The sequence below is a fragment of the Streptomyces sp. NPDC059852 genome, assembly GCF_042731455.1.
GTDB lineage: Bacteria > Actinomycetota > Actinomycetes > Streptomycetales > Streptomycetaceae > Streptomyces.
This window is the reverse complement of record NZ_JBHWJK010000004.1, coordinates 18537-38457: the sequence shown is the minus strand read 5'-3', so window position 1 is coordinate 38457 and position 19921 is coordinate 18537. Positions and strand designations below refer to the sequence as shown.

The following is a 19921-nucleotide window of genomic DNA, read 5'->3' as shown; positions in this document are numbered from 1 at the left end:
CAAGCGGTGTCCTCCGGGCGTTCTACGCCCACACCGCCTCGGCGATCGTGACGCCCAGGAAGACGGCGCCGAGTCCCGCGACCAGGCTGCCCGCCACGTTCGCGAGGGCGTAGCGCCCCGCCCCGGTCTCGGTCAGCCGCAGGGTCTCGTAGGAGAACGTCGAGTACGTGCTGAGGGCGCCGCACAGGCCGGTGCCGATCAGCAGCTGGACGTGGGAGTCCGCCGCGCCGGCGGCCACGGCGCCGGTGAGCAGGCCGAGGACGAGACAGCCGGCGACGTTGACGGTGAAGGTGCCCCACGGGAACACCGAGTCGTGGCGGGACTGCACCGCGCGGTCGGTGAGGTAGCGCAGGGGCGCGCCGACGGCGGCTCCCGCGATGACCAGGAGCCAGTTCACGCCGGCGTCTCCCCTTCCCCGGGTTCCCCGGACGCGGTGCGGGTGGTGTACCGGACGGCCTCGCACTCGTCGAGGGTGACGAGCCCCTCCGTGACGATCTCGTCGAGCTGCGGCAGGAAGGCGCGGACGCGTTCCTCGGTGTCGACGATCACGACGGCCACCGGCATGTCCTCGTTGAGGGACAGCAGCCGCGAGGTGTGGATCATCGAGGAGGATCCGAACCCCTCGATGCCGCGGAAGACGCTGGCGCCGGCGAGACCGGCCTGGTGGGCGCGGTGCACGATCTCCGAGTACAGCGGGCGGTGGTGGCAGGTGTCGTGTTCACCGACGAGGACGGTCAGGCGCAGGGCGCGGCCGGTCGGACCGGTCATGACCACCTCCTCCTCAGGACGTGGCGGGTGGCCGTCGACGCGAGCCAGACGGCGGTGAGCGCCGCGGCCAGGGTCGCGGCGAGGTAGGCCAGGGCGGTACGCGGGTGCCCGTCGTCGACCAGGGTGCGGATGTCGACGGCGTAGGTGGAGAAGGTGGTGAAACCGCCGAGCACGCCCGTGCCGAAGAAGGGGCGCAGCAGACGGTGCCCCGGCCATCTCTCGTGGATGAGGACCATGAAGACGCCGATCACGGCGCAGCCGGTGACGTTGACCCAGAAGGTCGCCCAGGGGAACGCGCCCGGCCCGGCGGGCCACGCCAGGGAGGCCGCGTAGCGGGCGGTGGCACCGAGGGCCCCGCCGAGTGCGACGACCGCGACGACCGGCATCTGGGCCCGCCAGGCCGGCGGCCGGGCGGCCCGCGCGGGGGCGCGCAGGGGGTCGGTGTCCTGGGTGGTCATGCGTGTGTCTCCTACTCGCCTGGGCCCGGCAGCGGGCCGCGCGGTTGCAAGTAGGGACCGTTGGCGGCGCGCTGCCGCGGTTCGGGTACGGCGGGCCCCACCGCCGCGCCGCGAGGTGATCGCGGCCGGACACCAGCGTATCGGCCCAGCCGGTCACCCGCCTCGCCCGCCCCTCGCCGCGGATGCCGGGCGGGTGCCCGCCGGTTACGGTCGAGAGGCCCGACGAGCCGGTACGGGGGAAGGAGCGTGGTCGGCATGGCCCGCAACCGCCGTCTGATCCTCAGTTCACCGTCGGAGGTCTGGAGCCTGCTGGCCGACGGCCGACGGTACGGGGAATGGGTCACGGGGACCCAGCGGGTGCTCACCGTGGACCCGCACTGGCCGGACGTGGGCGCCCGGCTGCGCGTACGCGTCGGAGCCGGTCCCGTGACGCTGGACGACACGGTGGTGGTCCGGATCTGCGATCCCGGGCGGCGGCTGGAACTGGAGGCCCGGGCCGAGCCGTTCGGCGCGGCCCGTATCGCCATGCGGCTGATCCCCTGGGGCGGGCACACGCTCTTCGTCATCGACTGGCACCCGCTGCGGGGACCCGGCACGCGGATGCACGGGCTGCCCGTCGACTACGTCGTGGCGATCCGCAGCGGCATGATGCTGACGAAACTGGCCCGGATCGCGGTGCGCGAGCACCACGGGCCCGGCGGCGAGCCGGTGCCCCCCACCCGGTGAGGGACCCCCGGGCTACCAGCCCTTCTCGAACATGCGGGCCACTTCGGCGATGCGTACCTCGTCACGCCGGTAGTGGGTGCGGCGCCGGACGCGCTTGGCGCGCAGCAGGCCGAGGCCGGTGAGGAGGGCGAGGTGGGTCTCGGCGACCTCACGGGGCACGCCGAGCCGCGCGGCCACGGCGGAGGCGGTGACGCCGTCCTCGGCGGGGTCGCCGTGCCGCTGCGCGGGGAAGTGCGCGACCGGGTCCCTGAGCCATTCCAGGATGGCGAGGCGCGTGTCGTCGACGGGAGTCCTCAGCATGTCGTTCCCCTCCGTCCGGCCGGCCGCGGCGTGGCGCGTGCTTCCACTGTCCCGCAGGACGCACCGCCGTGTCCGGGACTCAGGGGTCGTTGTCCGGTACCGAACGTCCTTGTACGGCGCGGGAGTTCGTGCCCGCACGCCACGGCGGGTCCGCACGCGGCGGCAGGGGGCGGTGGGGCGCGGCGGGCGTCCGGAAAGAGAGGCCGGGCCCGGTGCCGGCAGCCGGTCAGGAATCGAGAAGCCGTCCGGCGCGGCGAGTCCTAGCGTGGGAGCAGGGCCGGTCATGCCCTTCGCGTGCCCGTTGGGGTCCAGGCCGACGTCCTGCCTGGCATGTGAGCGACATCCGGGCGACCAGTGCCGCGCTGGTGGCGGCGGGCGCCGAGAGGGTGGAGGACGTCCACGACGTCGGGGGCGGCCGGCTGATCGCCTCGCTGCGGGACGCCGACGGCAATCCCGTCGGACTGCTCCAGGACCCGACCGGCTGACCGGCACCGGTCCGGGGGCGTGCCACCGTCCCCTGCGCATGCACTAGTTGCACGATCAACAAATGGTCCGATCGGTGCTACGGTGCGGGTATGGCAGCGAACACGGCCGAGGCGGGGCTCGAGGAACGGTGGCGGGACATCCTGTCGGTGCACGCCCGGACGATGTGCGAGATCGACCGCGTGCTGCATCCGCACGGACTGGGCGCCAGCGACTTCGAAGTGCTGGACATCCTCGTGTCCTCCGCCCCCGACACGGGCTCGGCGTGCCGGGTGCAGAACCTCGTCGGGCGGGTCCATCTGAGCCAGAGCGCGCTCTCCCGGCTCATCGGCCGCCTGGAGAAGGACGGCCTCGTCGAGCGTTCCGTCTGCGCCGAGGACCGGCGCGGCGTGTACGTCACCCTGACCCCCAAGGGGCGTGACCTGCACGCCGAGGTGCTGCCCCTGCAGCGCGCAGCACTGGCCCGGATGCTCGGCGCCTGACCCGGCGAGCGGGCAGACGCCAAGGGTCCGGCGCGTTCAGGGACGGGCCAGCAGCGTGCGCACCCCTTCGGACGTGAGGGTCAGCGGGTGCTCGGACCCGGCGTCTATCGACAGGGCCAGTTCGTCCGCGGGCCACTGCGAGGCGAGCGCGCCGAGCGGCACCAGGCGGTAGCGGGAGACGTAGGGCAGCAGCTCGGCCATCGCGGGCTCCGAGGTGAACACCGGGACCACGGGTTCGGCGCCCGAGCGTTCGATCACCGGGAGCGCCACGACACCGGGGTCCATGGCATCGCCGTCGCCGGCGTCGTCGGGCACGGGCACGAGGACGTCGCTGCTCGCCAGCGTGTCCATCGCCGCGCGGTCCTCGGTGTTGTCGGCCAGCGCGTCCAGCGCGCGCCTGGCCGGGGTGGCGGAGTTGTCGTGCGCGGGTGTGTTCATGGTGGATCCCCTGGTAGCGGCGGTCGTACAACCCGCCAAGGGCATGCGTCTGCCTCGGCGCGGTCCTGGCCGCCTACCCGATCCGGAGTGCGGCATTCCTACGCGGGCGGCGAGGCGCTGAGCGCGGCGCGCAACGGTCGTAGCCTGAAGGCACGGACACGGCGAAGGTCCGGTCCTCGCGGGTGCGGGAGGCGGCTATGCGGTACGACGACCGCCGGACTGCCGGGCGGCTCCTCGCCACGGAGCTGTCGGACCTGCCGGAGCTGCGGGGCGGCGACGCCGTCGTCCTGGGCCTGCCGCGCGGCGGGGTGCCGGTGGCGGCGGAGGTCGCCCGGAGCCTGGGCGCCCCCCTCGACGTGCTGGTGGTGCGCAAGCTGGGGGTGCCCGGTCGGCCGGAGTGGGCGTTCGGGGCGATCGGCGAGCACGGCGTGCGGGTCCTCAACCAGGACGTGATGGCCGCGGCCGGGATCACGTCCGCCGCCCTGGAGTCGGTCGAGGCGGCCGAGCGCGCGGAGCTGGAGCGCCGGGTGCGCGCCTACCGGCGGGAGCGGGAGGCGGCGGCGGTGGCAGCCCGTACGGCCGTGGTGGTGGACGACGGACTCGCCACCGGCGCCACCGCCGAGGCCGCCTGCCGGGTGGTACGCGGCCAGGGCGCGGCCCGGGTGGTCCTCGCGGTGCCCGTGGCGCCCGAGCGCTCGGTGGCGCGGCTGCGGCAGGTGGCCGACGCGGTCGTGTGCCCGAGCACGCCCTGGGACTTCGGCTCGGTGGGCGCCTGGTACCGGGACTTCGCCCAGGTCCCGGACGCGGAGGTCGTCTCCCTGCTCGCGCGGGCCGGGGCTCCGGACCCACCCGCCGGGGACGGCTCGCCCGGGACGGCCGCCGCGGTGGACCGCGAGGTGCGGGTCCCGGCCGCCGGGAAGCACCTCGGCGCGCAGCTGGTGGTGCCCGAGGGGGCCACGGTGGCGGTGGCCTTCGCGCACGGCAGCGGCAGCGGCCGGCACAGCCCGCGCAACCGGTACGTGGCGGCGGCGCTGCACCGGGCGGGTCTGGCCACCCTGCTGCTCGACCTGCTCACCGACGCCGAGGCGCACGACCGGCACAACGTGTTCGACATCCTGCTGCTGGCCCGGCGGCTGCACGCCGCGTCCGTGTGGCTGCACGCGGAGACCGGTCTGCCCGTCGCCTATTTCGGCGCCAGCACCGGGGCGGCGGCCGCGCTGGAGGCCGCCGCGCTGTCCGGCTCCGGTATCCACTCGGTCGTCTCGCGGGGCGGCCGGCCCGACCTCGCGACTCCGGCGGCGCTGACCCGGCTGCGCGCGCCGACGCTGCTCATCGTCGGCAGCCGGGACCGCCAGGTGCTCAGCCTGAACCGCCTGGCGGCGGACCGGATGCACTGCGAGCACCGGATCGCCGTCGTCCCGGGCGCGACCCATCTCTTCGAGGAGCCGGGCGCCCTGCGCACGGTGGCCGAGCTGGCCCGCGACTGGTTCGCGGGGCACGTCGGCCGGCCGGCCACGGGAGCTTCGCCGCGCCGCTCGGCCTGAGGGGTGCGGCTGCTTTTCGGCCGCCCGGGGACGGCCCTTCGCCATCCTGCCCCGGCGTGGAGATTGAGTGTTGAACTTATGCCTAGACTCTGGGTCCCGTATGGAGAAGGACCCCCACGTGAGCGAACCCGACCGCCTCGTCTGCCCGGCCTGCGGCGCCGCACGGGCGCCCGACGGCACGCCTGCCTGCGACTGCGCGGACCGGGCGGCCGACGCCCGCCGCGAGGCGCGCACGGCGGAGGTGGCGGCCGCGGAGGACTTCGATCCGGTGCGGATCCGTCCGTTCGTGGGTCTGGCCGAGGCGGACGACGGCGGAACCGACACGCCAGCCCTGGCCGGGGAGATACCGGCCGGGAGTCCGGCTCCCCCCTCCGCCACCACGGACGAGGAGTCGCCGGCCGCCCCGGAGCGGCCGCGCCGCCGGCGCGCCCCGCTGATCGCCGGGGCCGGTGCCCTGCTGGCGGTGGCGGTGACGGGCGCGTCGTTCGGCGGCCTGTTCGGCTACGACGGCCCGGAGCGCGGCGGCGGCGCCGACGGCGGCCTGCGGGCCCCCCTCCCCGACGCCACGTCGTCCGAGGCCGGGACCGGGAGCAGCGCCGCCGCCGGGGTGCCCTCCACCACCGCTTCGGCGGCATCGTCCGGGCCCTCCGGGAGCGCGCCCTCGGCGACCGGGTCCACCGGTGCCTCCCCCACGCCGGCGGAAGGTTCCGGCACCCCGTCGGCGGGCCCGTCCGGCGCCGCCCCGTCCGAGGGGCAGACCCCTTCCCCGACCGGGCAGGCGGGGGAACCGCCGGTCCTGCGCCGGGGCGACCGGGGCCCCGAGGTCGTCGAACTCCAGCTCCGCCTGCGCCGGACCGGCCTCTACGCGGGCGAGGCCGACGGGGTGTACGGCGGGTCCGTCGAGAGCGCGGTGCGCGCCTACCAGCTGACCCGGGTCGTCCTCGACGACGAGTCCGGCGTCTACGGGCGTCCGACGCGCACCGCGCTGGAGTCCGAGACGCCGGAGCCCTGAGCGACGGCCGGAGGTCCGGGGGCGCCGGCGCTCCGAGAGGCCGTCAGCCGAGGCGCTTCAGCAGTTCCGCGGCGAGGGGGGCCGAGGACGCCGGGTTCTGGCCGGTGACCAGGTTGCGGTCGGTGACGACGTGCGGGGCCCACGGCTCCCCCGCGTCGACCTGGATGCCGGCCTCGGTGAGCCGGTCGTGGAGGAGCCAGATGAGCCGGCCGGCGAGGCCGCCCTGGGTCTCCTCCTCGTTGGTGAACCCGGCCACCCGGTAGCCGGCGAAGGCGTTGCCGCCGTCGCCGGTGGCGGCGAGCAGCGCGGCCGGGCCGTGGCAGACGACGCCGAGCGGCTTGCCGGAGCGCAGCGCGCGGGTGAGCAGGTCGCCGGAGGCGGCGTCGGTGGCCAGGTCCTCCATGGGGCCGTGGCCGCCGGGGTAGAACACGGCGGCGTAGTCGTCGAGGCGCACGTCCTCGAGGCGCAGCGGCGCGTCGAGTTCGGTCATGGAGGCGAGGACGGCGGCGACCCGGTCGGCGCCCTCCTGGCCACCGTTGAACTCGGGCGCGAGGCTCGCCTTGTCGACGGTCGGCACGACACCGCCCGGCGTGGCGACGGTGATCTCGTGGCCCGCGGCCTTGAACGCCTCGTAGGGGGCGACGGCCTCCTCGGCCCAGAAGCCGGTGGGGTGCTCGGTGCCGTCGGCCAGCGTCAGGTGGTCGGCGCCGGTCATCACGAAAAGGATCTTCGACATGGGAGCTCTCTCGGGAGACGGAGTTGCTGCGTGCCGGGCGGCGGGGCGGTGGGCCGTCCCTGCCCGGCGTCGTCGACCGTACGCGCGCTCACCCATTCGAATCCAATAGGCTTGTCCATATGAGGCATAGGGATTCCGATGACAGTTCGGTCGGCGGGGAGGCGGTGCCGGTCCCCCCGGGTTCCTCGGCGCCGGTGGACCTGAACCTGCTGCGGACCTTCCTCGCGGTCTACCGCACCGGCTCCTTCACGGCCGCCGCCCGGCTGCTGGCCCTGTCCCAGCCGACGGTCACCACGCAGATCCGCACCCTGGAGCGGCAACTGGACCGGGATCTGTTCCAGCGTCTGGCGCGCGGGGTGGCCCCGGTGCCGTACGCGGACGAGCTGGCCGCCCGGATCGTGGAGCCGCTGGACGCGCTGGCCGGGGTCGTCGGGCCGGGCGGCGCGGACGACGGTCACCCGGCGGAGCCGGTGCACCTGGCCGGTCCGGCCGAGCTGCTGACCCGCCGGGTGATGCCCGCCCTCACGCCCCTGGTCGACCGCGGGGTGCGGCTGCGGGTGACGCCGGGGCTGACCGAGCCGCTCCTCGCCGACCTGCGGGCGGGCCGCTACGACCTGGTGATCGCGACCTACCGGCCGCGGAGCCGGGCCCTGGCGTCGGTGCCGCTCATGGACGAGGAGTTCGTGCTGGTCGCGTCGCCCGGCTGGGCCGAGCGGGTGGGCGGCCCGGCCCGGCTCGCGGCGGACGGCCCGGCCGCCCTGAACGGGGTGCCACTGGTCGCCTACGCCGAGGACGTGCCGATCGTCCGCCGCTACTGGCGTCATGTCTTCGGCCGCCGGCTCGCCCGGCAGCCGGCCGTGACGATGCCGGATCTGAACGCGGTCACGGCGGCGGTCGCGGGCGGTACGGGGTTCAGCGTGCTCCCCCGTTATCTGTGCGCCGCCGAGCTGGCCTCCGGCGCGCTGACGCTGCTGCACGACCCGGACGACCCGCCGATCAACACCGGCTTCCTCGTCCAGCGCCCGGGGTCCTCCGGGAATCCGCATGTCGCCCTGGTCCGCGACCATCTGCTGGAGATCGCCGGCGCGTGGTGAGGCCCGCGGCCGCGCGGGGCGCCCCCGCACGGCCGCGGACCGGGGCTCAGCCCGTCGTGCCCGCCGCGCACGCTCCGGCTGCGCACTCCGTCAGCCAGGCGTCGAAGTCGGCGTCGTAGCGGGTGCCGATCCCGGTGGCGTACACGGCGTGCCCGCCCGCGTAGTCACCGGCGCGGAACCGCTCCAGCATGCGGTGCACGTCGGCCGGGTGCCGTTCGAGCATGTAGCGCACGGCCAGGTAGCCCCAGGCGTAGGTGCGGGTGACGTCGCTGTTGGCGTACGTGTTCTGGAACAGGGTGCTCAGCCGATAGGTGTGCCGGCCGGCCGCGGCGATCGCGTCCGTGTACGCGCGGCCCCGGTAGCCGTAGGAGGCGTACTCGGCGAAGCCCTCGATCCACCAGACGTCCGGCACCGAGGTCTGCTGGGCGAAATCGCCCTTCAGGTTGTCCCGGGCGTCGAGGTAGTGCGTGTACTCGTGGTTGAGGTTCCAGATGCGGGCCGCGTGCCCGGTGTCCTCGCTCTTGCGGTACATGACGGCGAAGGGAGCGTTGGCCGGGTCGTCGGGGTCGCCGATGAGCGTCATGCCGCCGTTGTCGGTGCTGATGCCGAAGATCGCGCCGGCGTAGGTGCGGTAGTCGTCGCGCCCGGCGAAGACGTAGAGGTCGAGGGTGGACAGGTGCTGGCCCGGGATGGGGCCCGGGTCCCGGACGAGGTCGTGGACGTAGGCGTCCTGGCCGAGCAGGCTGGCGCACGCCGCGTCGAGGTCGGCCGGAGTGAGGGACCGGGCGCGGATCGTGCGGCCGGCGTCGCAGCGGTGGGTGAGCGGCAGGGCCGCGCGCTTCAGCCGGCCTTCGAGGTCGCAGATGCCGTAGTAGGCGCAGGTTTCGGGGTCGTAGGCGTCGGCCTGGGTGGCGACGCTCACCCAGAGCGCGGCCGTGGGGCCGGTGATCCGGGCGGTGTCCAGCAGGTGCCGGACGCGGGGCCGGACGGTGGTCCGCAGCTCGGGGTGCTCGACATACCGGGCCAGGTTCATCCCGGCGTTGGAGGTGAGGTGGCCACGGTCGGTGCCGAGCAGGTCGAGATGGGCGAGGGCGAACGTGTGCAGGGTGCGGACGACGGAGCGGTCGGCGATGACCGCCCGGACGTAGGCGGGGTTCCAATTCCCGCGCCAGAGGGGTGTGTGGACGGCGTTCACGGCCGCGAGCATGGTGGGCACGCCGTCGTAGGAGTGGTCGTAGTCGTCGAGGATCCGCTGGTAGACGTCGAGGTAGCGGGCCTGCCGCTCGGCGCTGTCGGTGAGGACGACGACCTCGCGCAGCACGTCGCCGTTGGCCGCGGTGACCGCGCGGGAGCGTGGGCGGGCGAAGAAGGCGTCCAGGCCGCGGGTGGTGGCGGTGGTGAGGGCGGTGCCGTAGGGGCCGGTGGCGTCGGGGTGGTTGTACTGCGCGTAGTAGCCGGCCCGCAGGAAGAGGACCAGCTGGCTGATGCGGGAGGCGTTGTCGCCGCCGTACGTCCGCGCGACGCGCGTGAAGGCGCCGGCGACCGTGACCATCTGGGCCTCACGGAAGACGGCGCGGGCGTCCGTGGCGCCGACGGAGAAGAGGCTGTTCACGCAGTCCGTGGTCGACGCCCGGACGAAGGCGACGAGTTCCGCCCCGGTACGGCTGCCGAAGTCGGCCGGGGCGCAGGCGGCGGTCGCGGCGGTCCTGGGGGCGGGGAGGCGGGCCGGCGCCAAGGGGGGCACCTCGGCCGGGCTGACCGGCCGTTCCGGGACGGCGGGGGCGGAGGAGCTGTCGGGGGACGGTCCGGACGGGGGCGGTGCCGGAGTCCCGGGGGACGCTGCGGTGGGGGCGGGCTGCGCGGCCGGTGCGGGGGAGGTGATCACCGCCGTGAGGGCGGCACCGGCGACCAGTGCGGACGCCATGCGTCTGGGCAGCACGAAGCGGTAGCGCATCGGGGATCCTCCAGGGACGGATGCGCCTCGGGGTGGGGTGCTGAGGCGTGTCAGGACTGTCTCAACGCCGGCGCGCGCCAACAACGCCGTACGGCATAGCACTTGGGGCCACGCGGGCATAACGCCCGGCGGCGCGCGCTGTCGTCGGGGCTACGCGCCCGGCACTCCCCAGGTGCGTGCGGCCCAGGCCCTCAAGTGCGGTGACTGGGCTACGAGTTGGCGGTGCGCCTCGGCGGCGGACTGGAACAGCGCGTCGACGAGTTCGGCCGGGACGGCCGCGGGCCGCCAGGCCAGCACGTAGCGGCACCACAGCGGTGTGCCCTGAAGCGGCTTCACGACCACCTGCGGGAGGGGCCGCATGGTCGGCTGGACGACGGCCACGCCCAGGCCGTCGGCGATCATGTCCTGCAACTGCCGGTGGTCGCCGAGGAACTCATGGGCGACGGCGGGCGTGAACCCGGCGGCCGCGCAGGCCGCGTGGAACACCTCGGGCCAGCCGGCCCCGTCGTCCGGCGTCAGGAACCACTCCTCCCCCGCCAGGTCGGCGAGGGCGACCTGGGAGCGCTGGGCGAGCGGGTGCCGGGACGGCAGCGCGACGAAGGTCGGCTCGGTGACGATCCCCCTGTGGGCGACCGCGCCGGAGTGCCCCAGCTCACGTCCCGGATAGTCGGCGGCGAGGCCGGCGTCGGCCGCGCCCTCCTCCAGCAGGTCGACGATCCGCGAGGACGCGTACACGCTGGTCACCGCGAGGGAGACGTCCGGCATCCGGGCGCGCAGCCCGGACACCATGCCCGCCAGCATCGGCGAGTTGGTGGCGGCGACGCGCAGCGTCCGGCGGGCCGCGGCGGCCCCGGCGGCGGGGCGCCGGCCGATGGCGTCGGCGCGCGCCAGCACGTCCCGGGCGGACGCGACCACCTCGAAGCCGTACGGGGTCAGCTGCACCCCGGCCGGGCCGCGCTCGAAGACGGGCTCGCCGAAGTACTTCTCGATCCGGCGGAGCTGGGTGCTGACCGCGGGCTGCGAGTAGCCCAGCTCCGCGGCGGCCCGGCCGACGCTCCCCGCGTCGGCGATGGCGCACAGCACACGCAGATGCCGTAGCTCGAGCTCCACCCGTCACACCCTCCTCGTCCGGGCCGCCGCTCCGCCGTACCCCGGCGAAACAGTGCGATAGGGGGCCATCTCATCACGCGCGGACCCCCCTTCGAACACGCATCGGACCCTGCGGTTAGCATATGAGCGCCACCTAGCTCGAAAGATAGGCCCGCTCCCGTGACTGTCAACGACGACTCGTTCACCAGCTGGAAGAACCGCGAGGAGATCGCGGAATCGATGATCCCGATCATCGGGAAGCTGCACCGAGAGAGGGACGTCACCGTCCTCCTCCACAGCCGCTCCTTGGTGAACAAGTCGGTGGTCAGCATCCTGAAGACGCACCGCTTCGCCCGGCAGATCGCGGGCGAGGAGCTCTCGGTCACCGAGACGCTGCCGTTCCTCCAGGCCCTCGCCGCTCTCGACCTCGGCCCCTCCCAGATCGACCTGGGCATCCTGGCGTCCGCCTACAAGGCCGACGACCGGGGTCTGACGGTGGAGGCGTTCACCGCCGAGGCCGTCGCGGGTGCCACCGGCGCCAACAAGATCGAGCGGGGCGAGGGACGCGACGTCGTCCTGTACGGCTTCGGCCGGATCGGCCGGCTCGTCGCCCGTCTGCTCATCGAGAAGTCCGGCTCGGGCAACGGCCTGCGGCTGCGGGCCATCGTCGTGCGCGGCGGCGGCGAGCGGGACATCGTCAAGCGCGCCTCGCTGCTGCGCCGCGACTCGATCCACGGGCAGTTCCAGGGCACGATCACCGTGGACGAGGCGAGCAGTACGATCTTCGCCAACGGCAACGCGATCAAGGTGATCTACGCGAACGACCCCTCCGAGGTCGACTACACGGCGTACGGCATCAAGAACGCCATCCTGATCGACAACACGGGCAAGTGGCGTGACCGCGAGGGCCTGTCGAAGCACCTGCGCCCCGGTGTCGACAAGGTCGTGCTGACCGCGCCCGGCAAGGGCGACGTGCCCAACATCGTGCACGGCGTCAACCACGACACGATCAAGCCCGACGAGCAGATCCTGTCCTGCGCCTCCTGCACCACCAACGCCATCGTCCCGCCGTTGAAGGCGATGGACGACGAGTACGGCGTGCGGCGCGGGCACGTGGAGACCGTCCACTCGTTCACCAACGACCAGAACCTGCTGGACAACTACCACAAGTCCGAGCGCCGGGGCCGTTCCGCGCCGCTCAACATGGTCATCACGGAGACGGGCGCGGCCTCCGCCGTCGCCAAGGCGCTGCCCGACCTCAAGGCCCGCATCACCGGCAGCTCCATCCGGGTGCCGGTGCCGGACGTCTCCATCGCGATCCTCAACCTGCAGCTGAAGCGGGAGACGACCCGCGAGGAGGTGCACGACTACCTGCGGGAGGTGTCGCTGACCTCGCCGCTGCGCCGCCAGATCGACTTCATCACGGCGCCCGACGCGGTCTCCAGCGACTTCATCGGCTCCCGGCACGCGTCGATCGTGGACGCGGGCGCGCTGAAGGTGGAGGGCGACAACGCGATCCTCTACCTCTGGTACGACAACGAGTTCGGCTACTCCTGCCAGGTCATCCGGGTCGTCCAGCACGTCTCCGGGGTCGAGTACCCGACCTACCCGGCGCCGGCCGTCTGATCCGGTCCCCCGTGCCCCGCGGCCGGGGCGGACGCTCCCCGGTGGGCGTCCGCCCCGGCCGACTCGTCCACCTGCGCGGCGACCCAGGACAGGAAGTCCCGCACCTCTTCGGCGGGCAGCGCGGTCGCGTCCGTGCGTGAGGGCCGCTCGTAGCTGCGCAGGGCGGCCTCGACGAGTGGGCGGAAGCGTTCCTCGGCGGCGACCTCATGGGCCGCCCGGCGCTTGGGCTGCCAGCGCCCGGTGCGGCAGTAACGCACCGAGCGGCAGCCGTTGAGGACGCGGTTGTCCGCGAGATGCCCGTCGTCGGCGCTGTGTTCGCGGACGGATGCGCGGATCGCGGCGAGCAGGTCGGCGTGGGCGGGCTCGGCGATCACCTCGCGCGCCGGGGTCCTCCCGTACAGCGTCCGCCCGGCCTGGTGGGCGACGGAGCGGTCGATGACGTACCAGAACGCCGGGGACCCGGCCGGGTCGAGGCTGAGCCGGTCGGGCAACAGCGGTCCGGTGTTGAGGTCGAGCAGGTATCCGGCGTCGCCGGACGGCCGGGCCGTGAAGCCGGCGTCGTACACGACCAGTTCCAGTCCTGCCGCCGGGCAGGGCAGCGCGGGGTGGGCGAGGGCGGCGGCGAGTTCGGTGAGCAGCGGGGCGGGCGGTGTCCCGTCCAGCACCACCGTGACGTCGGTGTCGCTGCGGCCGTGCCGGTAGTCGCCGAGCGCGACGGAGCCGACCGCCACGACGCTCACCAGGCGCGTACCGCACACGTCGTGGGTGCGGCGGACCAGTTCCGTGAGGTAGGGCCGCAGTTCGGCGGGGACGGCGTGCGGGTCCACGAGTGTCCGGGTCATAGGCCCAGTGTTCCGCACGGCCGGAGACCGGCGAGTGCCCGATGACGACCGGTCCGGGCGTTCGGGTCGCGCGGGTCTCCCGGTTCCGGCCAATATCGGCGTACGGCGCGACGGGGCGCGCACCGGAGCCCTGCGCCCGGCCCCTGGTCAGGGTCCTCGATCTGTCCTGCGCGGACGCCGTCAGGCCCGGTCCTTCATACAGTCGCCACGCTCCCTCCACATGACGGACACATCCAGCCGGGGTGCTCCGCGCGGGGCAGACGGTGCGGGCGCCGCCTGCCTAGCCTCCCGGGCCATGCGATCACCACGTATGAGACGCCTGGGTCTCACCACCGTCCTCGCCCTTCTGCTGGCCGTGTTCGGGCTCGCCCCCAGCGCGAGCGCCGCGGACCCCGCGCCGGCGGAGCTGACCTTCGCCACCGACGCCGCGACGACCACGCCCGGCGGCACGGTGCAGCTCTCGATGACGCTCACCAACAACAAGTCGTACGACGTCCTGTTCGTCTACCAGACGATCCAGCCCACCTGGCTGACCACGCAGCGCCCCGACCTGAAGTACGGCTTCACCGGATGCGCGCTCACCACCGCCGCGGGCAGCGCCCCGTGCGCCGGCACCGGGCCCGCCGACCTCGGCGCCAACTACGGGGCGACCGTCCCGCCCGGGCAGAGCCGCACCGTCACGCTGACGCTCCAGATCGCCGCCGACTCCGGCTGCAACGGCAACATCGGCTTCTACTCGTACTACTACGCCGAGTTCAGCGACGCGACCAACGTCAGCGGCGGCCCCGTCTTCACCCCCGAGACCCGGGTGCTCTGCGCCTGATCTCCGGCCGCACGGTTGCGTGAGCGCCGTGCCCCGCGCGGGCCCCTCCCCCGCGTGGGGCACGGTGACGAAAGCGAGCCGTATGGAGCAAGCGACCGGTCGGCGGGCGGCGAAACGCCGTCGTGGTCCTTCTCGCCCCTCGCCAAAGGGACGAACATGCCCGGTCATGGAGATCTTGCTCGTCGCCAGCGCGTTCAACAGCCTGTCCCAGCGCGTGTACGCGGAACTGTCCGACCAAGGGCACCGGGTGGACGTCGTCCTCGCCTCGCAGGGCGACGAGGCGGTCCGGACCGCGGTTCGCGCGGCCCGCCCGGAACTGATCGTCGCCCCCATGCTGAAGACGGCCCTGCCGGAGGATGTGTGGCGGGAGCACACCTGTCTCGTCGTGCACCCCGGCCCGCCGGGGGACCGCGGACCGTCCGCCCTGGACTGGGCGATCGCCGACGGGGTGACCCACTGGGGCGTGACCGTGCTCCAGGCCGAGGCGGGCATGGACGCGGGAGCCATGTGGGCCGCCGAGGCCTTCCCGGTGCCCGACGTCGGCAAGAGCGACCTGTACCGGGGCGAGGTCTCCGACGCCGCCTCGGCCGCCGTGCTGCAGGCCGTGCGCCGCTACGCCGAAGGATCGTTCAAGCCGAAGCCCCAGACCGACCCCGCGATCCGGGTGCTGTGGCGCGACGCCTTCCGCCAGGACCAGCGCCGCATCGACTGGGAGCGGGACGACACCCGGACGGTGGTCCGCAAACTGCGCGGCGCCGACTCCCAGCCCGGAGTCCTGGACGAAATCCTCGGCCATGAGCTGTTCCTGCACGGCGGGCACCCCGAGGACCGGCTGCGCGGACACCCCGGCGAGCTGCTGGCGACCCGCGCCGGGGCGATCTGCCGGGCCACCGTGGACGGGGCGGTCTGGATCCCCGAGCTGCGCCCCCGCAAGGCGTCCGGCGACCCGGCGCCGTTCCGCCGCCCGGCGGCCTCCGTGCTGGACTCCTACCAGCGGCCCGCCGAGCCGCGGCTCCCGGAGATCGCCGCGCCGCTCGAACTGCCCGCCGACCGCACCACCTGGACCGACATCCGCTACCGGCAGCGCGGCGACGTGGGCTTCCTGCGTTTCTCCTTCCCGGGCGGCGCGATGAGCACCGAGCACTGCCGCCGGCTGCACGCCGCCTACCGGTACGCCCTCACCCGCCCGACCCGGCTGCTGGTGCTCGGCGGCGCCCGGGACTTCTTCTCCAACGGCATCCACCTGAACGTCATCGAGGCGGCGCCGGACAGCGCGGGCGAGTCCTGGTCGAACCTCAACGCCATGGACGACCTGGTCGAGGCGGTGCTGCGGACCACCGACCGGCTGGTGGTGGCGGCCCTCGGCGGCAACGCGGCGGCCGGCGGGGTCATGCTCGCCCTGGCCGCCGACGAGGTGTGGTGCCGCTCCGGCGCCGTCCTCAACCCGCACTACCGCCGCATGGGCCTGTACGGCTCCGAGTTCTGGACGTACTCGCTGCCGCGCCGGGTCGGCGTCGAGACGGCGCACCGGCTGACCACGGAGGCGTTCCCGGTGAGCGCCGCGAGCGCCGAGCGGATCGGTCTGGTGGACCGTCTGGTGCCGGTGCCGCCGCAGGAGTTCGGCGCCGAGGTGGACCGGCTGGCCGGCGCGCTCGCCGCCGCCCCGGACCTGGAGCGGCGGATCGAGGCCAAGGCCGCGGCCCGCCAGGCCGACGAGAAGCGGCAGCCGCTCGCCGAGTACCGGCGGGACGAACTCGCCCGGATGCGGGCCGTCTTCTTCGACCCGCGCGCCCCCTACCACGCCCTGCGGTCGGCCTTCGTGCGGAAGCTGCCGGCGGGCGCGCGGTGAGCGCACGGCTGCTGGTGGCGGGCGTCGGCAACATCTTCCTCGCGGACGACGCCTTCGGCCCGGAGGTGATCCGCGCCCTGGACGAGCGGCCCCTGCCGTCCGGGGCGGCCGTGCGGGACTTCGGCATCCGCGGGCTCGACCTCGCCTACACCCTGCTCGACGGCTACGACACGGCCGTCCTCGTCGACGCGGCGGTCCGCGGCCACGCACCGGGCACCCTGTCGCTGGTCGAGCCGGAACTCCCCGGCGCCCCGGCCGCCGGGCCGCCGCCCGAGGCGCACGGCATGGATCCGGCGAAGGTCCTGGCCCTCGCCGCCCACCTGGGCGACGAACCGCTCCCCCGGGTCCTCGTCCTGGCCTGTGAGCCCGAACGGGTACCACGCGGCGACGAGGACATCACCCCCGGCATGAGCGTGACCGTGCGGGCGGCGGTACCGGAGGCGGTGAGGGCCCTGCACACGCTCGTCCCGGCGCTGCTCGCCGACCCCACGGCGACGCCCGCGTTGCGCCGCCCGGACGAATCCGCCGCCCCCTCCCCGGCCGGGGTCCGGCCCGCGGGGGCGGGCGGCGCGGAGGATCGGCAGCGGACCGGCACCCCGGTCCCTCCCCCACCGACCGCGAGGAGCAGCGCCGATGTGTGAGTCCGTGGACGAGGTCGGCCAGGCCGTCCTGGCGAGGAACGACGGTCTGGCCGCGCACCTGCGCGAGGAGCTGGCCGGGCGCGGGGTGAGCGTGGTCAATCTGCTGTCCAGCCCGGGCAGCGGCAAGACGGAGCTGCTGGGCCGTGTCCTCGCCCGGGCGCTCGAGCGGGGCGTCCCGGTGGCCGCGCTCACCGCCGACCTGGCCACCGAGAACGACGCCCGGCGCCTCGCGCGGTCCGGCGCCCCGGTGAAACAGCTCCTCACCGACGGGCTGTGCCATCTGGAGGCCCGCCAGCTGCGCGGGCACGTCGAGTCCTGGCTGCCCGAGGGCACCTCGCTGCTGTTCGTGGAGAACGTCGGCAACCTGGTCTGCCCGGCCTCCTACGACCTCGGGGAGAGCCTGCGGATCGTCCTCATGGCGGTCACGGAGGGCGAGGACAAGCCGCTGAAGTACCCCACCGCGTTCGGTTCGGCCCACCTGGTGGTGCTGACCAAGTCCGACCTGGCGGAGCCGGCCGGGTTCGACGCGGCCGCCTTCGAGGAGCATGTGCGGCGGGTCAACCCGGGCGTCGAGGTGCTCCGGTCCTGCGCCCGCACCGGGGACGGCGTCGACACCCTGCTGGAGCGGGTGCTGGCCGTCCGGGACGGCACCCCGGCGCACACGCCTCCCCTGGCACCGCGGCCCCACACCCACGCGCACGCGGCCGGCCCCGTCTCGTGACCGCGCCCGTCGACAAGGGGGCGGTGCGCCGCCGGGTCGTCGTGCGCGGCACCGTGCAGGGGGTGGGGTTCCGGCCGTTCGTGCACCGCCTCGCCACCGATCTCGCGCTGGCCGGGTTCGTCAGCAACACGGCGAACGGGGTCCTCATCGAGGTGGAGGGCCGGCCGGACGGCGTGGACCGGCTGTGCGACCGGCTGGCCGCCGAGCCTCCCCCGCTGGCGGCGGTCACCGGCGTCGAGGTCGAGGACCTGCCGGTCACCGGCGCCGACGACACGTTCACCATCCGCTCCACCGACCGCTCCCCGGGCCGTACCCACCTGCCGCCCGACACGGCGACCTGCGACGCCTGTCTGCGGGAGCTGGCCGACCCGGAGGACCGCCGCCACCGGCACCCGTTCCTCACCTGCACCCACTGCGGCCCCCGCTTCACCATCGCCACGGGCCTGCCCTACGACCGGGCCGTCACCACCATGGACGGCTTCCCCATGTGTGCCGCCTGCGCCCGGGAGTACGGCGATCCCACCGACCGCCGCTTCCACGCCCAGCCGGTGGCCTGCCCGGACTGCGGGCCCCGGCTGCGCCTGGAACCGGCCCCTGGCAGCGGGGTGCGGGCCGCGCGGGACGGGGAGGCGCTGACGCTGGCCCGGGCGCTGCTGGCGGGCGGCCGGGTCGTCGCCGTGAAGGGCCTCGGCGGCTACCACCTGGCGTGCGACGCGACCGACGCACGGGCCGTGGACACGCTGCGCGCCCGCAAGGAGCGCGGCGGCAAGCCGTTCGCGGTGATGTGCGCCGACACCGACGCCGTACGGCGGGTCGCGCTGCCCTCGGCGGCCGAGCTGGCGGCCCTGACCGGCCCGCGCCGGCCCATCGTGCTGACGCGCCGGCGCGGCGCGGACGAACCGCTCGCGCCCGGCGTCTGCCCCGGCAGCCCGCACCTCGGGGTGATGCTGCCGTACACCCCGCTGCACACCCTGCTGTTCGGGCTGCCGGGCGACCCGCCGGGACCGCGGGTGCTGGTGATGACCAGCGGCAACCGGTCCGGGGAGCCGATCGTCACGGACGACGAGGAGGCCCTGACCCGGCTGGCGGGCCTCGCGGACGCGTGGCTCGCGCACGACCGGCCCATCGCCTCACCGTGCGACGACTCCCTGCTGCGGGTGCGCAGCGACGGCACCGAGCAGGTGCTGCGCCGCTCCCGTGGGTACGTCCCGCGCCCGCTGCGGCTGCCCGTGACGCTGCGTCCCGCGCTCGCGGTGGGCGGCGACCTGAAGAACGCGCTGTGTGTGGGCGAGGGCGACCTGGCGTGGTTCGGCCCGCACATCGGGGACATGGGCGAGCTCGCCACCCTGGAGGCGGCGGGCCGGGCCGAGGCGCACATGCGGCATCTGACCGGCGTGGCCCCCGAGGTGGTCGCGGCCGACCGGCACCCGGGGTACCACTCGGCGCGGTGGGCCCGGCTGCAGGCCGCCCAGCTGGGCCTGCGGTCGCCGGTGTTCGTCCAGCACCACCACGCGCACATCGCCTCCGCCATGGCCGAGCACGGGCTCGACGGCACCGATCCGGTGATCGGGGTCGCGTTCGACGGCACGGGGTACGGCGACGACGGGACCGTCTGGGGCGGTGAGTTCCTGCTCGCCGGGTACGGCGGCTACCGGCGTCTCGCCCATCTGACGCCGGCCCCGCTGCCCGGCGGGGACGCCGGGGTGGCCAACCCCTGCCGGCTCGCGCTGGCCCGGCTGTGGGCGGCGGGGGTGCGGTGGGAGCCGGACCTGCCGTGTGTCGCCGCCTGCGAATCCGACGAACTCGGGCTGCTGGAGCGTCAGTTGTCGCGGGACGTGGCGTGTGCGGCGACCTCCAGCATGGGCCGGCTCTTCGACGCGGTGTCGTCCCTGGTGGGGGTCTGTCATCGCGCCGAGTACGAGGCGCAGGCCGCCCTGGAGCTGGAGGCGGCGGCCACCACGGCCTGGGACGCCGACGACGGGGCGTACGCCTTCGGGACGGCGGGCGGCCGGTGCGATCCCGCGCCCGTGCTGCGCGCTCTCGTCGCGGATCTGCGGGCGGGCGTGCCCGTCCCCGTGCTGGCCGCGCGCTTCCACCGGGGTGTCGCGCGGGCCGTGGCGGAGCTGTGCCGGGGTGCCCGCGAGGACACGGGGGCGCGCACGGTCGCGCTGAGCGGCGGGGTGTTCGCCAACGCGCTGCTGGAGGAGGAGTGTGCGCGGCTGCTGGCCGCGGACGGCTCCACGGTGCTGCGGCACGGCGAAGTCCCGCCGAACGACGGCGGGTTGGCCCTCGGCCAGCTGGTGGTCGCGGCGCACCGACGAACGAAGGAGTGACG

The 19921-nt window shown here is 74.7% G+C and carries 20 protein-coding genes and 1 pseudogene; 12 read left to right on the top strand and 9 right to left on the bottom strand.

Going from position 1 to position 19921, the window contains the following annotated elements; translation table 11 throughout:
• Window positions 1-22: 22 nt before the first annotated feature.
• Genes crcB (ACFV46_RS06405) through crcB (ACFV46_RS06395) form a run of 3 tightly spaced genes read right to left on the bottom strand, consistent with a single transcriptional unit; the run spans window position 23 to window position 1226 of the window.
• Window positions 23-397: a fluoride efflux transporter CrcB gene (crcB, locus tag ACFV46_RS06405; protein WP_361928872.1), complete on the bottom strand. Its 375-nt coding sequence runs from the start codon at window positions 395-397 to the stop codon at window positions 23-25.
• Complete coding sequence (locus tag ACFV46_RS06400) at window positions 394-768, bottom strand: DUF190 domain-containing protein (protein ID WP_376725978.1); 375 nt, start codon at window positions 766-768, stop codon at window positions 394-396. The genes crcB (ACFV46_RS06405) and ACFV46_RS06400 overlap by 4 nt, the downstream gene beginning before the upstream one ends.
• Window positions 765-1226 carry a fluoride efflux transporter CrcB gene (gene crcB, locus ACFV46_RS06395; protein ID WP_385497199.1) on the bottom strand — a complete coding sequence of 154 codons (462 nt, stop codon included), beginning with the start codon at window positions 1224-1226 and terminating at the stop codon, window positions 765-767. Before crcB (ACFV46_RS06395) ends, ACFV46_RS06400 begins: the two co-directional genes overlap by 4 nt.
• A 255-nt stretch (window positions 1227-1481) precedes the next feature.
• Between crcB (ACFV46_RS06395) and ACFV46_RS06390 the strand changes: the two genes are divergently transcribed.
• On the top strand, window positions 1482-1952 hold the full coding sequence (locus ACFV46_RS06390) for an SRPBCC family protein (protein ID WP_385497198.1): 471 nt from the start codon (window positions 1482-1484) through the stop codon (window positions 1950-1952).
• Between the two features lie 12 nt (window positions 1953-1964).
• Here the strand turns inward: ACFV46_RS06390 and ACFV46_RS06385 are convergent, their stop codons facing one another.
• Window positions 1965-2252 (bottom strand): helix-turn-helix domain-containing protein, encoded by a 288-nt coding sequence (locus tag ACFV46_RS06385; protein ID WP_361928881.1) that lies wholly within the window; start codon window positions 2250-2252, stop codon window positions 1965-1967.
• Window positions 2253-2563: 311 nt separating this feature from the next.
• On the opposite strand from ACFV46_RS06385, the pseudogene ACFV46_RS06380 reads away from it, so the two are divergent.
• Together ACFV46_RS06380 and ACFV46_RS06375 are read left to right on the top strand one after the other, a co-directional pair.
• Window positions 2564-2737, top strand: a pseudogene (locus ACFV46_RS06380) (VOC family protein); the annotation flags it as partial.
• 90 nt (window positions 2738-2827) lie between these two features.
• Window positions 2828-3217 (top strand): MarR family transcriptional regulator, encoded by a 390-nt coding sequence (locus tag ACFV46_RS06375; protein WP_361928886.1) that lies wholly within the window; start codon window positions 2828-2830, stop codon window positions 3215-3217.
• Window positions 3218-3253: 36 nt separating this feature from the next.
• Here ACFV46_RS06375 and ACFV46_RS06370 read toward each other — a convergent pair whose 3' ends face one another.
• Window positions 3254-3655, bottom strand: coding sequence for an SseB family protein (locus ACFV46_RS06370; RefSeq protein ID WP_361928889.1), 402 nt, complete (start codon window positions 3653-3655; stop codon window positions 3254-3256).
• 197 nt (window positions 3656-3852) lie between these two features.
• Between ACFV46_RS06370 and ACFV46_RS06365 the strand changes: the two genes are divergently transcribed.
• Entirely contained in the window at window positions 3853-5199 is a 1347-nt protein-coding gene (locus ACFV46_RS06365) for a phosphoribosyltransferase family protein (protein WP_385497197.1), read from the top strand.
• A gap of 118 nt (window positions 5200-5317) precedes the next feature.
• On the top strand, window positions 5318-6211 hold the full coding sequence (locus tag ACFV46_RS06360; RefSeq protein WP_385497196.1) for a peptidoglycan-binding protein: 894 nt from the start codon (window positions 5318-5320) through the stop codon (window positions 6209-6211).
• A 43-nt stretch (window positions 6212-6254) separates the two neighbouring features.
• On the opposite strand, the gene ACFV46_RS06355 is transcribed toward ACFV46_RS06360, so the two are convergent.
• Window positions 6255-6947, bottom strand: coding sequence for a type 1 glutamine amidotransferase domain-containing protein (locus ACFV46_RS06355; protein ID WP_385497195.1), 693 nt, complete (start codon window positions 6945-6947; stop codon window positions 6255-6257).
• Window positions 6948-7066: 119 nt separating this feature from the next.
• Between ACFV46_RS06355 and ACFV46_RS06350 the strand changes: the two genes are divergently transcribed.
• Window positions 7067-8041 (top strand): LysR family transcriptional regulator, encoded by a 975-nt coding sequence (locus ACFV46_RS06350; protein WP_385497194.1) that lies wholly within the window; start codon window positions 7067-7069, stop codon window positions 8039-8041.
• A gap of 46 nt (window positions 8042-8087) precedes the next feature.
• Here the strand turns inward: ACFV46_RS06350 and ACFV46_RS06345 are convergent, their stop codons facing one another.
• Both ACFV46_RS06345 and ACFV46_RS06340 read right to left on the bottom strand, forming a co-directional pair.
• Window positions 8088-9995 (bottom strand): collagenase, encoded by a 1908-nt coding sequence (locus tag ACFV46_RS06345; RefSeq protein WP_385497193.1) that lies wholly within the window; start codon window positions 9993-9995, stop codon window positions 8088-8090.
• 150 nt (window positions 9996-10145) lie between these two features.
• A complete protein-coding gene (locus tag ACFV46_RS06340) occupies window positions 10146-11105 on the bottom strand; it encodes a LysR family transcriptional regulator (RefSeq protein ID WP_376725969.1) in 960 nt (319 codons plus the stop codon).
• A gap of 159 nt (window positions 11106-11264) precedes the next feature.
• Between ACFV46_RS06340 and ACFV46_RS06335 the strand changes: the two genes are divergently transcribed.
• Window positions 11265-12710, top strand: a complete 1446-nt coding sequence (locus ACFV46_RS06335) for a glyceraldehyde-3-phosphate dehydrogenase (protein WP_361928909.1) — start codon at window positions 11265-11267, stop codon at window positions 12708-12710.
• On the opposite strand, the gene ACFV46_RS06330 is transcribed toward ACFV46_RS06335, so the two are convergent.
• Window positions 12689-13552 carry an aminoglycoside adenylyltransferase domain-containing protein gene (locus ACFV46_RS06330; RefSeq protein ID WP_385497192.1) on the bottom strand — a complete coding sequence of 288 codons (864 nt, stop codon included), beginning with the start codon at window positions 13550-13552 and terminating at the stop codon, window positions 12689-12691. The genes ACFV46_RS06335 and ACFV46_RS06330 overlap by 22 nt on opposite strands.
• Window positions 13553-13862: 310 nt before the next feature.
• On the opposite strand from ACFV46_RS06330, the gene ACFV46_RS06325 reads away from it, so the two are divergent.
• From ACFV46_RS06325 to hypF, 5 genes are all read left to right on the top strand, one after another.
• On the top strand, window positions 13863-14375 hold the full coding sequence (locus ACFV46_RS06325) for a hypothetical protein (RefSeq protein ID WP_376725967.1): 513 nt from the start codon (window positions 13863-13865) through the stop codon (window positions 14373-14375).
• A 166-nt stretch (window positions 14376-14541) separates the two neighbouring features.
• Complete coding sequence (locus tag ACFV46_RS06320; RefSeq protein WP_385497190.1) at window positions 14542-16224, top strand: hydrogenase maturation protein; 1683 nt, start codon at window positions 14542-14544, stop codon at window positions 16222-16224.
• The gene (locus tag ACFV46_RS06315) at window positions 16221-16865 is read left to right on the top strand and encodes a hydrogenase maturation protease (RefSeq protein ID WP_385497189.1); all 645 of its coding nucleotides are present in this window, start codon (window positions 16221-16223) and stop codon (window positions 16863-16865) included. The genes ACFV46_RS06320 and ACFV46_RS06315 overlap by 4 nt, the downstream gene beginning before the upstream one ends.
• On the top strand, window positions 16858-17586 hold the full coding sequence (gene hypB / locus ACFV46_RS06310) for a hydrogenase nickel incorporation protein HypB (protein ID WP_385497188.1): 729 nt from the start codon (window positions 16858-16860) through the stop codon (window positions 17584-17586). Before ACFV46_RS06315 ends, hypB begins: the two co-directional genes overlap by 8 nt.
• Window positions 17583-19919, top strand: coding sequence for a carbamoyltransferase HypF (gene hypF, locus ACFV46_RS06305; RefSeq protein ID WP_385497187.1), 2337 nt, complete (start codon window positions 17583-17585; stop codon window positions 19917-19919). The genes hypB and hypF overlap by 4 nt, the downstream gene beginning before the upstream one ends.
• The last annotated feature ends 2 nt before the right edge of the window (window positions 19920-19921 follow it).